The organism is Stenotrophomonas sp. 57 (assembly GCF_030291075.1).
Taxonomy (GTDB): Bacteria; Pseudomonadota; Gammaproteobacteria; order Xanthomonadales; family Xanthomonadaceae; genus Stenotrophomonas.
The window spans coordinates 3,650,050-3,663,919 of sequence record NZ_CP127407.1 but is presented as its reverse complement, the minus strand read 5'-3'; the positions used below and the strand labels follow the sequence as shown (position 1 = coordinate 3,663,919).

The following is a 13,870-nucleotide window of genomic DNA, read 5'->3' as shown; positions in this document are numbered from 1 at the left end:
GCCGGTGCGCCGCTTCAATCTTTCCGAATGGGCGCTGGCCAATCGTCCGCTGGTGTTGTTTGCGATGCTCGCCTTCGCCCTCATCGGCGCGTGGTCGTACAAGCACCTGGGCCAGTCCGAAGACCCGCCGTTCACCTTCAAGGCGATGGTGGTGCGCACGCTGTGGCCGGGCGCCACCGCCGAGCAGGTCTCTCGGCAGGTGACCGAGCCGATCGAGAAGGCGCTGATGAACACCGGCGAGTACGAGTTCATCCGCTCGTACTCGCGCCCGGGCGAATCGCAGGTCATCTTCATGGCCCGCGACAGCCTGCGTTCCAGGCAGATTCCTGACCTGTGGTACCAGGTGCGCAAGCGCGTGGGCGATATCCGCGCGACGCTGCCGCGTGAGATCGTCGGTCCGTTCTTCAACGACGAGTTCGGCGACACCTACGGCAACATCTACGCGCTGACCGGCAAAGGCTTCGACTACGCGGTGATGCGTGACTACGCCGACCGCATCCAGCTGGAACTGCAGCGCGTGCCCGACGTCGGCAAGATCGACCTGGTCGGCCTGCAGGACGAGAAGGTGTGGATCGAGCTGTCCAACACCCGGCTGGCCACGCTGGGCGTGTCGATGCAGCAGGTGCAGCAGGCACTGGCCGACCAGAATGCGGTGACCGGCACCAGCTTCTTCGAGACCGCCACCGATCGCGTGCAGCTGCGCGTGACCGGCCAGTTCAACGACATCGAAGCGATCCGCCAGTTCCCGATCCGCGCCGGTGACCGCACCGTGCACCTGGGCGACATCGCCGAGGTCAAGCGTGGCTTCGCCGATCCCGCGTCGCCGAAGATGCGCTTCATGGGTGAGGAGGCGATTGGCCTGGCGGTGGCGATGAAGGATGGCGGTGACATCCTCAAACTCGGCGCCAACCTGGATGCCGAGTTCGAGCGCCTGCAGAAGACCCTGCCGGCGGGCATGCAGCTGCGCAAGGTGTCCGACCAGCCGCAGTCGGTGGAAGAGTCGGTCGGCGAGTTCGTGCAGGTACTGACCGAGGCGGTGGTGATCGTGCTGCTGGTCAGCTTCTTCTCGCTGGGCCTGCGCACTGGCCTGGTGGTGGGCGTGACCATTCCGCTGGTGCTGGCGATGACGTTCTTCGTCATGCACTACTTCGACATCGGCCTGCACAAGATCTCGCTGGGTGCGCTGGTGCTGGCGCTGGGCCTGCTGGTGGACGATGCGATCATCGCGGTGGAGATGATGGCCACCAAGATGGAGCAGGGGTATGACCGCCTGCGCGCGGCCAGCTTTGCCTGGGAATCAACTGCGTTCCCGATGCTGACCGGTACCCTGATCACCGCGGCAGGCTTCCTGCCCATTGCAACGGCGGCATCGAGTACCGGTGAATACACCCGCTCGCTGTTCCAGGTGGTGACCATCGCGCTGGTGGTGTCGTGGATCGCAGCGGTGCTGTTCATCCCGTACCTGGGCGACAAGATGCTGCCGGACCTGTTCAATCCGCAGCCGCCGAAGCCGGGCAGCCTGCCTGCGCGCTGGCACGCCAAGCGCCAGCAGTGGGCCGACCGTTACCCGGCGCTGGCCAATCTGATCGCGCCGCCGCAGCACGGGCATGACCATGACCCGTACCAGCGCCCGTTCTATCGCAGCTTCCGCCGCTTCCTCGATACCTGCCTGCGCCATCGCTGGTGGGTAATCGCGGCGACCATCGCGTTGTTCATCGGTTCGCTGATGCTGTTCCGCTTCGTGCCGCAGCAGTTCTTCCCGGATTCGACCCGGCCGGAACTGATGGTGGACATCGAGCTGGCCGAGGGCGCGTCGCTGCGCTCGACCCAGGCCCAGGCCGAGAAGCTGGAGAAACTGCTGTCCAGCCGCGAGGGCATCGCCAACTATGTGTCCTACGTGGGCACCGGTTCGCCGCGCTTCTACCTGCCGCTGGACCAGCAGCTGCCAGCCACCAACTTCGCCCAGTTCGTGGTGCTGGCCAAGGACATCAAATCGCGCGAAAGCACCCGCGACTGGCTGCTGCAGGAGGTGATCCCGAAGTTCCCGGACGTGCAGATGCGCGTGACCCGCCTGGAGAACGGCCCGCCGGTCGGCTATCCGGTGCAGATGCGGATTTCCGGCGAGCACATCGAGAAGGTGCAGGCGATCGCACGCCAGGTCGAGGCCAAGGTGCGCGGGAACCCGCACGTGATGAACGTCAACCTGGACTGGAGTGAGCCGAGCAAGGTGGTGCGGCTGGTGATCGACCAGGAGCGTGCCCGCGCGCTGGGCGTAAGCAGCGCACAGGTCAGCCAGTTCCTGTCCAGTTCGCTGGCCGGGCAGTCGGTGAGCGTGTATCGCGAAGGCAACCGCCAGATCGAGATGCTGCTGCGTGGCCCGGCCGACGAGCGCAACCAGCTGGAGCTGCTGTCGAGCCTGTCGATGCCCACCACCAACGGCGGCAGCATCACGCTGTCGCAGGTGGCGACGATGGAGTACGGCTTCGAGGACGGCATCATCTGGCACCGCAACCGCCTGCCGACGGTGACCGTGCGCGCCGACATCAGCGATGGCATGCAGCCGCTGGACGTGGTGCACCAGATCCTGCCGACGCTGGACGGCATCCGTGCCGAGCTGCCCAGCGGCTACCTGCTGGAAACCGGCGGTACTGTGGAGGATTCGGCGCGAGGCCAGGACTCGATCAAGGCCGGCATGCCGCTGTTCCTGGTGGTGGTGGCCACGCTGCTGATGCTGCAGCTGCGCAGCTTCTCGCGCGCGGCGATGGTGCTGGTGACCGCGCCGTTGGGCATCATCGGTGCGACGTTGTTCCTGCTGCTGTTCCGCGCGCCATTCGGTTTCGTGGCACTGCTGGGCACGATTGCGCTGGCGGGCATGATCATGCGCAACTCGGTGATCCTGATCGACCAGATCCAGCAGGACATCGATGCCGGGCATGACCGTTGGCATTCGATCATCGACGCCACCGTGCGCCGCTTCCGCCCGATCGTGCTGACCGCGCTGGCGGCCGTGCTGGCGATGATTCCGCTGTCGCGCAGTGCGTTCTACGGCTCGATGGCGATCTCGATCATGGGCGGGCTGATCGTGGGCACGGTGCTGACCCTGGTGTTCCTGCCGGCGCTGTACGCGGCGTGGTTCCGGGTGAAGCCGGACGAAGCCGGGGCGTAATACCCGACCGGGGTCGGATCCCTTTCCCTCGGGGAAAGGGCTCTGGCCCCACCCATGCCGGTTGGTCCCTTCCCGGGGGGGCCGACCTTGGTGGGCACGGGGGCATCCCGCCACGCATGGCGTGGATCTACTTCAATTGCAGGCCGGTTCGCAGCACCGGTAGCAGCCACTCCAGAAATACCTGCACACGTTGCGCACGGTGCTGCCGATGCGGCTGCAGCAGGGTTACCGGCAACGGCTGCGCCACATGCTGCGGCATCACCTCCACCAACGCGCCTGACTGCAGTTCGACCTGCACGTCGTAACGCGGAATCTGCAGCAGCCCCAGCCCGGCCACGCAGCACGCGATCGACGCTTCTGCGCTGTTCACCCGCACCCAGCCAGGCATCGGCAATGTGCGCAGCTGGCCGCCCTCCTGCCACTCCCACGGTTCCACCCGCGCGGTGGTCGGCGACGCATAGTTCACCGCACGGTGCTGCTGCAGGTCGGCAGGCTGCTGCGGCATGCCGTGTTCGCGTAGGTATGCCGGCGCTGCAACGTTGACGAAATCCAGCTGCCCCAGCGTGCGCGCCACCAGGCTGGAGTCACCCAGCTGGCCGACCCGCAGCACGGCATCGCAGCCGTCTTCGATCAGGTTCACCGCGCGGTCGGTCATGCCCAGGTCCACTTCCACCTGCGGGTAGTGGGCGAAGAAGTCGGGCAGGGCCGGGGCGATGATGCGGCGGCCGATGCGGCTGGGCACGTCGATCTTCAGCAGGCCCATCGGCTGCGCATCGTCCTGCCGGAACAGCGTTTCGGCGTCCTCGACTTCGGCGATCAGGCGCAGGCAGCGCGCATGGAACACATCGCCGTCGTGGGTGGTGGAGACGCGGCGGGTCGAGCGCTGCAGCAGGCGGGTGCCGAGCCGCTGCTCCAGGTCCGCCACCGCCGCCGAGACGGTTGAGCGGGGCAGACCGAGCTGATCCGCGGCGCGGGTGAAGCTGGCGCACTCCACCACCCGGGTGAAGATGCGGAAGCGATCGATCCGGTCCATTGTTCGCTGGCTCTGGAAAGTCAAGTCAATGTGGCGGGCTTTATCCGCCTTTTCTGCACGATATCGTCGTCAGGGCAGGGTTGCCACCCCGGGCAGCCCCCTTCCGAGACCTAGGCCATGACCGACCATTCCCTCAAGGGCAAGACCGTGCTGATTGCCGGTGGCGCCAAGAATCTGGGCGGACTGATCGCCCGCGACTTCGCCGCACAAGGCGCCAGGGCCATCGTGGTTCACTACAACAGTGCCGCCACCCACGCCGATGCAGAGGCGACCGTCGCTGCGGTGCAGGCCACCGGCAGCAAGGCGGTGGCCCTGCAGGGCGACCTGACGTCGGCGGCAGCGATGGAGCGCCTGTTCGCCGACGCCGTGGCCGCAGTCGGTCGTCCTGACATCGCCATCAACACGGTGGGCAAGGTATTGAAGAAGCCGCTGCTGGAGATCAGTGAGGCCGAGTACGACGAGATGAGCGCGGTCAACGCCAAGGCGGCGTTCTTCTTCCTCAAGGAAGCCGGCCGTCACGTCAACGACGGTGGCCGCATCTGCACCCTGGTCACCTCATTGCTGGGTGCCTACACGCCGTTCTACTCCAGCTACGCCGGCACCAAGGCGCCGGTGGAGCACTTCACCCGCGCGGCGTCGAAGGAGTTTGGCGAGCGCGGCATCTCGGTGACCGCGATCGGCCCCGGTCCGATGGACACGCCGTTCTTCTACCCGGCAGAGAGTGCCGACGCGCAGGCGTACCACAAGACCGCGGCGGCGCTGTCCGCATTCACCCGCACCGGCCTGACCGATATCGCCGATATCGTGCCGTGGATCCGATTCCTGGTGACCGATGGCTGGTGGATGACCGGGCAGACGATTCTGGTCAATGGTGGGTACACCACCAAGTAAGGCAGCCACGCATGGCGTGGCTGCCTCCTACCTGGCTGCCTGCTATCTGTAGCGTCGAGCCATGCTCGACTGCTGTTGAATGAGCCGAGCATGGCTCGGCTCTACAGGCGTTGCCCGACGGGTCAGCGCAGCTTGGCCAGCACCGCGTCGGTGGCTGCAGCGGTGCTCACGGCCTGGCCCTTGGCGGCCAGGTCGGCGGTGAACACCCCATCGTCCAGCACCGCATGCACGGCGGCTTCCACTGCGGCCGCTTCGGCCTCCAATCCCAGCGAGTGGCGCAGCAGCATGGCCGCGCTGAAGATCGTTGCGTACGGATTGGCGATGCCCTTGCCGGCGATGTCCGGTGCCGAACCATGGATCGGTTCGTAGATGCCGACCGCACCCGGCTCGCCCAGCGAAGCCGACGGCAGCAGGCCCAGCGAGCCGGCCAGCATCGAGGCTTCGTCGGTGAGGATGTCGCCGAACATGTTCTCGGTCACGATCACGTCGTACTCGCGCGGCTTGGCGAGCAGGTGCATGGCCATCGAATCGACCAGCTGGTGCTCCAGGGCAACGTCCGGGAACTCCTCGCGGCCGATGCGCGCGGCCACATCACGCCACAGGCGCGAGGTTTCCAGCACGTTGGCCTTGTCCACCGAGGTGACCTTGCCGCGACGCTGCTGCGCCAGGCGGAAGGCGCTGCGCAGCACGCGCTCGATCTCGGCCACGCTGTAGCGGCACAGGTCGCTGGCGCTGCCGGCATCGCGGGTCTTGTCGCCGAAGTAGATGCCGCCGGTCAGTTCGCGCACCACCACGAAGTCCACGCCCTGCAGCAGCTCGGCCTTGATCGGCGACGCGTGCAGTGCGGCCTCGTGGGTGCGCACCGGGCGCAGGTTGGCGTACAGGCCCAGCGCCTTGCGGATCGCCAGCAGGCCCTGTTCGGGGCGCACCTTGGCGTTCGGGTCGGACCACTTCGGGCCGCCGACCGCGCCCAGCAGTACCGCATGGGCGGCCTGGCAGGCGGCCAGGGTCGACGCCGGCAGCGGCTCGCCATGGCGGTCGATGGCGATGCCACCGATATCGTGCTCGCTGAACGTGAAGGTGTGGTTGAAGCGTCCGGCGACGGACTTCAGTACAGCAACCGCGGCGGCGGCCACTTCCGGGCCGATGCCATCACCGGGCAGGACAACAATTTCAGCGTGCATGCTCACTCTCGTAACGTTCGATTTCAGGGACACGGCCCAACAGATAACCCAATTGGTCGACACCTTCCAGCAGGCAGGTCTGCGAGAAGCCATCCAGCGGGAAGGAATACACCCGGCCATCGGGCGTGCGCAGCTCGCGCGCCGCCACGTCGATGGTCAGTTCATCGTCCGGGCACTGCATCAGCACCTGCACGTCGGCCTCGTCCAGCACGATCGGCAGCAGGCCGTTCTTCAGCGCGTTGCCGCGGAAGATGTCGGCGATCTCGCTGCTGACGATGGCGCGCAGGCCGAGGTCGGTCAGCGCCCACGGCGCATGCTCGCGCGAGGAGCCGCAGCCGAAGTTGCGGCCGGCCAGCAGGATGCTGCGGCCGGCGTTGTGCGGCTGGTTGAAGGCGAAGTCGGTCACCGGCGATCCGTCGGCCTGCCAGCGCCAGTCATTGAAGGCGTTGCGGCCCAGGCCGGCGCGTTCGGTGGTGGACAGGAACCGCGCCGGGATGATCTGGTCGGTGTCGATGTTGGTCTGGCGCAGCACCACACTGGCCGAGGTCAGGGTACGGAAACCGGCCATCACGCCACCTCCTGTGCGAACAGTTCGCGGGTATCGGCAACGTGCCCGTTCACAGCGGCCCACGCCGCGCTCATCGGCGACGCCAGCAGCGTGCGCGAACCGGGGCCCTGGCGGCCTTCGAAATTGCGGTTGCTGGTGCTCACGGCCAGCTGGCCGGGCGCGACCAGATCGCCGTTCATGGCGATGCACATCGAGCAGCCCGGCTCGCGCCACTCGGCACCGGCCGCGCGCACGATTTCGTGGATGCCTTCGGCTTCGGCCTCGCGCTTGACGATCTCCGAGCCCGGCACCACCAGCATGCGCACGCGGTCAGCGACGCGGCGGCCGCGCAGGACCTGCGCGACTTCGCGCATGTCGCTCAGGCGGCCGTTGGTGCACGAGCCGACGAACACCACGTCCACCGGCGTGCCGGCCAGCGCCTTGCCGGCCTGGAAGTGCATGTAGTCCAGGCCCTTCTGTGCGGCCGCATCGTTGGCGGCGGGAATCGGCGCATCCACCGCGATGGCGGTGCCCGGATGCGTGCCCCAGGTCAGGGTCGGGCGGATATCGGCGGCATCGATGTGCACTTCGCTGTCGAAGCGCGCACCTTCATCGCTGCGCAGCTTCTGCCAGCGCGCGACGGCAGCGTCGAAGTCGGCGCCCTTGGGGCCACGCGGCGTGCGGGCCACGAAGTCGAAGGTGACCTGGTCCGGCGCCACCATGCCGGCACGCGCGCCGGCTTCGATCGACATGTTGCACAGCGTCATGCGCTGTTCCATGTCCATCGCTTCGATGGTGCTGCCACGGAACTCGATGACGTGGCCGGTGCCACCGTTGACGCCGATCACGCCGATGATGTGCAGCACCACGTCCTTGGCACCGACGCCCGGCGCCAGCGGGCCATCAACGGTGATCGCGAAGGTCTTGGCCTTGCGCTGCAGCAGGCACTGCGTGGCCAGTACGTGGCCGACTTCGCTGGTGCCGATGCCGAAGGCCAGCGAACCGAACGCACCATGGGTGGAGGTGTGACTGTCGCCGCAGACGATGGTCATGCCCGGCTGGGTGAAGCCCTGTTCCGGCGCAATCACGTGGACGATGCCGCGGTTGTCCGAGGCCATGTCGAACAGCTCGATGCCATGCTCGGCGCAGTTGCGCGCCAGCGTGGCGACCTGTGCCTCGGAGGCGGCGCTGGCGTAGGGCAGCGTGCCGTCGGCTGCGGCTGGCAAGGTCGGCGTGGAGTGGTCCATCGTCGCCTTGGTGCGGTCCGGCCGGCGCGGCGACAGGCCACGCTCACGCAGCTCGGTGAATGCCTGCGGCGAGGTGACCTCGTGGATCAGGTGCAGGTCGATGTACAGCACGGCGGGCGCGCTGTCGGATTCGGGAACCACCACGTGGGCGTCCCACAGTTTGTCGTACAGGGTGCGGGGTGCGGAAGTCATGCGTGTGCCTGGCAGAAGTACGAAGGTGCGGACATCAGGAAAGATAGCGAAAAGTGTTGAGTCAGCGGCGACGGGCGAGGACCCGCAGCCGCACGTAGTCGGCCAGCGGCTGGCCGGCGGCGTTGCGCGGCAGATCGGCCAGCAGTGCAGTGGCGGCGTCGCGCACGGTGGCGCGAGCCTCGCTGGGCAGGTCATCCAGCAGCGGCGCGGCGAAGACGCGCAGCCAGCCGGCCACGCCGGTCGGCAGCGCCGTCGGGCGCGGCGTGCATTCGATCAGCTGCACGTGGAAGCCATGCTGGCGCAGGCGGTCGGCATAGGCATCGGCGGTCGGGAAGTACCACGAGAAGGCGCTGGCGCCATGACCGTGGGCCACACGTGCGGCCTGCACCGCGGCGATGATCGTGGCCACGTTGCCATGGCCGCCGAACTCGGCGACGAAACGGCCGCCGGGGCGCAGGGAACGACGCACGCCCTCCAGCACGCGGTCCGGGTTGCCCATCCAGTGCAGCGCGGCATTGCTGAACACCGCATCGAACTCGGCGTTGAAGGTCAGCGCGTGGCCATCCATCACCTGGGCATCGACGCCGCGCGCGCGGGCGGCATTGACCAGTTCCGGCGAGGCGTCCACGCCGTGGATGCGTGCGCCGCTCAGGGCCAGTTCGGTACTGAGTACGCCGTCGCCACAGCCCAGGTCGAGGATGCGCTCACCGGTGCGCGGGTCGAGCAGGCGCGCAACCGCACCGCCGAGCAGCGGCACGAAACCGGCATCGATTGCATAGTCCTGGGCGTTCCACTGCTGGCCGGCGGCCGTGGTGGCGGTGTCGAAGGCGCTCATCTCAGATTCCTCAGGCAGTGGCGGCGGTCGGGGTTTCGGTGCTGCTGGCGGCGGCCTGGCGCTGGCGCAGCAGGCGGTTGGCCACGTCCAGCCAGGCCAGCGCGGACGCTTCGATGATGTCCTTGCTGGTGCCGGTACCGTCGTACTCCACGCCTTCGTGGCGCACGCTCAGGTTGGCTTCGCCACGTGCATCGGCACCGATGCCGACGCTGTGCACCTGGTAGCTGTCCAGCTGCAGCTGCACGCCGGTGGCCGAGGACAGCGCGCCGAACAGCGCATCGACCGGGCCATCGCCCTGTGCGGTTTCGGCCACGCGGTTGCCTTCCGGGTCCGACAGCTCGACCAGCGCATTGGCGCGGCTGCCGACGTCGCTGATGGTCATCGAGGCCAGGCGGTAGCCCTGGGTGTTGGCGCCACCCTGCATCAAGGTCTGCAGGTCGGCGTCGGTGACCACGCGCTGCTGCTCGCACATCGCCTTGAACTGTTCGAAGACCAGCTTCAGCTCGTCTTCTTCCAGCCAGAAGCCCAGTGCACGCAGGCGCGATTCGACCGCGGCGCGGCCACTGTGGCGGCCCAGCACCATCTGCGAATCTTCCCAGCCCACGTCCTCCGGGCGCATGATTTCGTAGGTGCCGCGGTGGCGCAGCATCCCGTGCTGGTGGATGCCCGATTCGTGGGCGAAGGCATTGGCGCCGACGATGGCCTTGTTGCGCTGCACCGGCATGCCGACCAGGCGCTGCAGCAGCTGCGAGGTGCCGACGATGCGCGGGGTATTGATCGCGGTGTCCTGGTCGTAGAAGGCCTGGCGCACCTTCAGCACCATGGCGATCTCTTCCAGCGAGCAGTTGCCGGCGCGCTCGCCGATGCCGTTGATGGTGCACTCGACCTGGCGTGCGCCACCTTCGACGGCGGCCAGCGAGTTGGCCACGGCCAGGCCCAGGTCGTTGTGGCAGTGCGCGCTGAAGATCACGTTGGCCGCGTTCGGCACGTCGGCCACGCCGGCGATGACCTGCTGGAACATCGCGCGGATTTCTTCCGGCGTGGTGAAGCCGACGGTGTCGGGCAGGTTGACGGTGGTCGCGCCGGCGGCGATCGCCACGCGGGCCACTTCGATCAGGTAGTCCAGCTCGGTGCGGGTCGCATCCTCGGCCGAGAACTCCACGTCGTCCACATAGGTGCGGGCCAGGGTGACGTGCTTGCGTACCGACTCCAGCACCTGCTCGCGGGTCATGCGCAGCTTGTGCTCGCGGTGCAGCGGGCTGGTGGACAGGAACAGGTGCAGGCGCGGGTTGGCCGCGGCTTCCAGGGCACGTGCCGAGGTTTCGATGTCGGCCTGCAGGCAGCGCGACAGCACCGCCAGGGTCAGGCTCGGGCGGCGCAGCTCACGGCCGATCAGGGCCATCGCTTCGCGGTCGGACTGCGAGCTGGCCGGGAAGCCGGTCTCGATGATGTCCACGCCCAGTTCGTCCAGCGCACGCGCCATCACCAGCTTCTGCGGCGGGCTCATGCTGCAGCCGGGGGACTGCTCGCCGTCACGCAGGGTGGTGTCGAAGATGCGGATGCGCGGGGTGGTAATTCGTTCGATGGTGGTCACAGGGAAATCTCCTCGACAGCGGGCGTTGCGGCTTGCAGGTGGGAAGGGGAAGAGGTGGGGGAGGCGGGGGCGCTGGCCTTGCTGGGCGAGCGTGGGGTTTCACTGCGGCGCCGGCGCGGTTTGCGCGGCGGCCGCGGGCGGATATCGGTGAGCAGGCCGGCCAGGACACCGGCATCGATGTTGCCGCCGGAGACCACTGCGCATTTGCGGCGGCCGGCCACGCGGCGCCCGGCGGCCAGTGCCAGCGCACCGGCGCCTTCGGCGATGATGTGTTCTTCCAGCGCCAGCCGCACCAGCGTCTCGCGCAGTTCGGCTTCGCGCACGATCACCACGTCGTCCAGCAGCGAGGTGCACAGGCGGCGGGTCAGGAAGCCGGGAATCTTCACCCGCACACCGTCGGCCAGCGACGGCACCGGTGCGATCTCGCGCACGTCACCGCTGATCGCGCGGGCCATTGAATCCACGCCCTCGACCTGCGCGCCGATCACGCGCACGCCCTGCGATTTCAGTGCCAGCGCCACGCCGGAGGCCAGGCCGCCGCCACCGATCGGCACGATCACCACGTCCGGTGCATGCGGTGCCAGTTCGATGCCGACCGTGCCCTGGCCGGCGATCACGTCGGCATCGTCGAAGGCGGACAGGAAGCGGTAGCCATGGCGCTGCGCCAGTTCGACGGCGAAGGCGAAGGCCTCGTCGTAGCTGTTGCCGTGCTGGCGAACGGTGGCGCCCCAGTGGGCGACACCGGCGATCTTGGTCGCAGGCGCGCCATGCGGCATCACGGTGATGGCCGGCACGTCCAGGCGGTAGGCGGCCCAGGCCACGCCCTGTGCGTGGTTGCCGGCCGAAGCGCAGATCACCGGGCGGGTGTCGCCACGTTCGCGGCCGGCCAGCAGGGCGTTCAGCGCGCCGCGCACCTTGTAGGAACCGGTGCGCTGCAGGTTTTCCAGCTTCAGCCAGGTGCCGAAGCGTTCGGCATGGTGCAGCGGGGTAGGCGGCAGGAAGCGGCGCAGGCGGGCCTGCGCGGCCAGTACGTCGGCAACGCTTACGTCGCCGACATCGCTTTCCTTGCTGGCATCAGCGGCCGGCATGGGCCACCCGCGGGTTGCCGGACTGCGCCGGGTGCGGGCACGGGCGACGAAGAAGACGCCTCCGTGCCGGCACCGTGGTCGCTACGGTACGGGTGTTCATCATGCAGCTCCTTCCACGGGCGTCAGCTGTACCGACACGCAGTCGTAGATCTTTTCCATCTGCCGGCACAGGGTGTCCGGCGGCCGCTGGCCATCGACCACCAGCTGCAGGTGCCAGCGTCCGTCATCGGCGGCCACCGGCGCGCCGCTGATCGCGCGCGGGGCGAAGCCGCGGCGTTCGGCCATGCCGATCACGCGCAGCAGCGCGCCTTCGGCCGGGTGCAGCACCAGGTCAAGCCGGTATTGCATTGGGGGTCTCCTGGCGGGCGTGGGCGGGGTTGCTTTCCAGCATGGTGCTGTTGGCGGTGTTGGGCGGCACCAGCGGCCACACGTTGGCGCGTGCATCGATGGCCACGTGCAGCAGGGCCGGGCCCGGCTCGGCCAGCAGTGCGGCCAGGCCACCTTCGACGTCATCGCGGTTGTCGATGCGGGTGGCGGCAATGCCGAACACCTTGGCCAGGGCCACGAAGTCCGGGTTGTCGGACAGGTCGATCTCGCTGTAGCGCTCAGCGAAGAACAGCTCCTGCCACTGCCGCACCATGCCCAGCGAACTGTTGTCCAGCAGCACGATCTTCACCGGCAGCCGGCAACGCGCGATGGTGGCCAACTCCTGCACGTTCATCATGAAGCTGCCATCACCGGACACCAGCACCACGGTGCGGTCGGGGCAGGCGAACTGCGCGCCCATCGCCGCCGGCAGGCCGAAGCCCATGGTGCCCAGCGCGCCACTGGTCAGGTGGTTGCGCGGGTGGTTGAAGCGGCAATGCTGGGCCACCCACATCTGGTGCTGGCCGACATCGCAGGCGATGACCGTGTCGGCCGGCGCCACTTCGCTCAGGCGCTTCAGCAGCGCCGGGGCGTAGATGTGCTGGCCGGGTGCGTCGTAGCGGGCGGCGAAGCGGTCGCGGTGCTGGGCACAGCGCTTGCGCCATGCGTCCTGCTGGGCCTGGGGGGAGGGGAAGGCCGCACGCAGGGCGCGGATGGCATGGCTGACATTGCCCGGCACCGCGACATCGGCGCTGCGCAGCTTGGAGATCTCGTAGGCGTCGGCGTCGATGTGGACCACGCGGGCGAACGGCGCGAACTCGGCCAGCTTGCCGGTGGCACGGTCATCAAAGCGCGCACCCAGCACCAGCAGCAGGTCGCTTTCCTGCACCGCCATGTTGGCCGCGCGGGTGCCGTGCATGCCCAGCATGCCCAGCGACTGCGGGTGCTGCGGGGGCAGCGCGCCCAGGCCACGCAGGGTCATCACGGTGGGGATGGCGCTGGCCTCGGCGAAGTCGCGCAGGTCCTGCACGGCCTCGCCCAGGGCAATGCCACCGCCAGCGTAGATCACCGGCTTCTCGGCTGCCGCCAGTGCGGCGATGGCCTCGGCGATGGCCGCATCGGCGGCGGCCGCCGGCGGCTCCACGCTGGACGGCACGTGCACCGGCAGGTGGCTGGCATCGGCCAGCTGCACGTCCTTGGGCAGGTCGATCAGCACCGGGCCGGGGCGGCCCTCACGGGCAATGCGGAAGGCGTCGGCCACTACGCGCGGCAGGTCATCGACGCTGCGCACCAGCCAGCTGTGCTTGACGATGGGCAGGGTCAGGCCGAACACATCCAGTTCCTGGAAGGCGTCGGTACCCAGCAGTGGCGTGCCGACCTGGCCGGTGATGCAGACCATCGGCACCGAATCCAGCATGGCATCGGCGATGCCGGTGACCAGGTTCGACGCGCCGGGGCCGGAGGTGGCCACGCAGACGCCAACCTGGCCGCTGGCACGGGCGAAGCCATTGGCCGCCAGCGCGGCACCCTGCTCGTGGCGCACCAGGATGTGCTTCAGCGACGAATCCACCAGCGCGTCGTAGAACGGCATGATGGTGCCGCCGGGATAGCCGAACAGCGTACGGACGCCCTCGGCCTCCAGCGCCTGGGTCAGCCAGCGCGCGCCGTTCGGCGGCGCGCTGCGGTGTGTGGGAGAGTTCATGGGGGAACCTTGCAAAGCGGGTGGG

General features: G+C 68.3%; 11 protein-coding genes. 2 read left to right on the top strand and 9 right to left on the bottom strand.

The features are described 5' to 3' along the window. Positions 1-4 precede the first annotated feature (4 nt). Complete coding sequence (locus QP512_RS16835; RefSeq protein WP_286069798.1) at positions 5-3,166, top strand: efflux RND transporter permease subunit; 3,162 nt, start codon at positions 5-7, stop codon at positions 3,164-3,166. Positions 3,167-3,293: 127 nt separating this feature from the next. Here the strand turns inward: QP512_RS16835 and QP512_RS16830 are convergent, their stop codons facing one another. Continuing rightward, on the bottom strand, positions 3,294-4,199 hold the full coding sequence (locus QP512_RS16830) for a LysR family transcriptional regulator (protein ID WP_286069797.1): 906 nt from the start codon (positions 4,197-4,199) through the stop codon (positions 3,294-3,296). A gap of 117 nt (positions 4,200-4,316) precedes the next feature. On the opposite strand from QP512_RS16830, the gene QP512_RS16825 reads away from it, so the two are divergent. Continuing rightward, positions 4,317-5,090 (top strand): SDR family oxidoreductase, encoded by a 774-nt coding sequence (locus QP512_RS16825; RefSeq protein ID WP_286069796.1) that lies wholly within the window; start codon positions 4,317-4,319, stop codon positions 5,088-5,090. A gap of 122 nt (positions 5,091-5,212) precedes the next feature. Here QP512_RS16825 and leuB read toward each other — a convergent pair whose 3' ends face one another. The 8 genes from leuB to ilvG all read right to left on the bottom strand — a co-directional run bounded on the left by leuB (position 5,213) and on the right by ilvG (position 13,845). Further along, positions 5,213-6,274 carry a 3-isopropylmalate dehydrogenase gene (leuB, locus tag QP512_RS16820; RefSeq protein WP_286069795.1) on the bottom strand — a complete coding sequence of 354 codons (1,062 nt, stop codon included), beginning with the start codon at positions 6,272-6,274 and terminating at the stop codon, positions 5,213-5,215. Continuing rightward, positions 6,264-6,842 (bottom strand): 3-isopropylmalate dehydratase small subunit, encoded by a 579-nt coding sequence (gene leuD, locus QP512_RS16815; RefSeq protein ID WP_286069794.1) that lies wholly within the window; start codon positions 6,840-6,842, stop codon positions 6,264-6,266. Before leuD ends, leuB begins: the two co-directional genes overlap by 11 nt. Beyond that, positions 6,842-8,260: a 3-isopropylmalate dehydratase large subunit gene (gene leuC / locus QP512_RS16810; RefSeq protein WP_286069793.1), complete on the bottom strand. Its 1,419-nt coding sequence runs from the start codon at positions 8,258-8,260 to the stop codon at positions 6,842-6,844. Before leuC ends, leuD begins: the two co-directional genes overlap by 1 nt. Before the next feature lie 61 nt (positions 8,261-8,321). Further along, positions 8,322-9,095: a class I SAM-dependent methyltransferase gene (locus QP512_RS16805; RefSeq protein ID WP_286069792.1), complete on the bottom strand. Its 774-nt coding sequence runs from the start codon at positions 9,093-9,095 to the stop codon at positions 8,322-8,324. A 10-nt stretch (positions 9,096-9,105) separates the two neighbouring features. Continuing rightward, positions 9,106-10,689, bottom strand: coding sequence for a 2-isopropylmalate synthase (locus tag QP512_RS16800; protein WP_286069791.1), 1,584 nt, complete (start codon positions 10,687-10,689; stop codon positions 9,106-9,108). Further along, entirely contained in the window at positions 10,686-11,777 is a 1,092-nt protein-coding gene (locus tag QP512_RS16795) for a threonine dehydratase (protein ID WP_286069790.1), read from the bottom strand. Before QP512_RS16795 ends, QP512_RS16800 begins: the two co-directional genes overlap by 4 nt. 99 nt (positions 11,778-11,876) lie before the next feature. Continuing rightward, on the bottom strand, positions 11,877-12,125 hold the full coding sequence (locus tag QP512_RS16790; protein ID WP_200751343.1) for an ACT domain-containing protein: 249 nt from the start codon (positions 12,123-12,125) through the stop codon (positions 11,877-11,879). Further along, positions 12,109-13,845, bottom strand: a complete 1,737-nt coding sequence (gene ilvG, locus QP512_RS16785) for an acetolactate synthase 2 catalytic subunit (RefSeq protein WP_286069789.1) — start codon at positions 13,843-13,845, stop codon at positions 12,109-12,111. Before ilvG ends, QP512_RS16790 begins: the two co-directional genes overlap by 17 nt. Positions 13,846-13,870 lie beyond the last annotated feature (25 nt).

Coding starts and splice junctions, on each gene's coding strand:
- QP512_RS16830 (WP_286069797.1), bottom strand. CDS start 4,199: ATGGACCGGATCGATCGCTTCCGCATCTTCACCCGGGTGGTGGAGTGC.
- QP512_RS16825 (WP_286069796.1), top strand. CDS start 4,317: ATGACCGACCATTCCCTCAAGGGCAAGACCGTGCTGATTGCCGGTGGC.
- leuB (WP_286069795.1), bottom strand. CDS start 6,274: ATGCACGCTGAAATTGTTGTCCTGCCCGGTGATGGCATCGGCCCGGAA.
- leuD (WP_286069794.1), bottom strand. CDS start 6,842: ATGGCCGGTTTCCGTACCCTGACCTCGGCCAGTGTGGTGCTGCGCCAG.
- leuC (WP_286069793.1), bottom strand. CDS start 8,260: ATGACTTCCGCACCCCGCACCCTGTACGACAAACTGTGGGACGCCCAC.
- QP512_RS16805 (WP_286069792.1), bottom strand. CDS start 9,095: ATGAGCGCCTTCGACACCGCCACCACGGCCGCCGGCCAGCAGTGGAAC.
- QP512_RS16795 (WP_286069790.1), bottom strand. CDS start 11,777: ATGCCGGCCGCTGATGCCAGCAAGGAAAGCGATGTCGGCGACGTAAGC.
- QP512_RS16790 (WP_200751343.1), bottom strand. CDS start 12,125: ATGCAATACCGGCTTGACCTGGTGCTGCACCCGGCCGAAGGCGCGCTG.
- ilvG (WP_286069789.1), bottom strand. CDS start 13,845: ATGAACTCTCCCACACACCGCAGCGCGCCGCCGAACGGCGCGCGCTGG.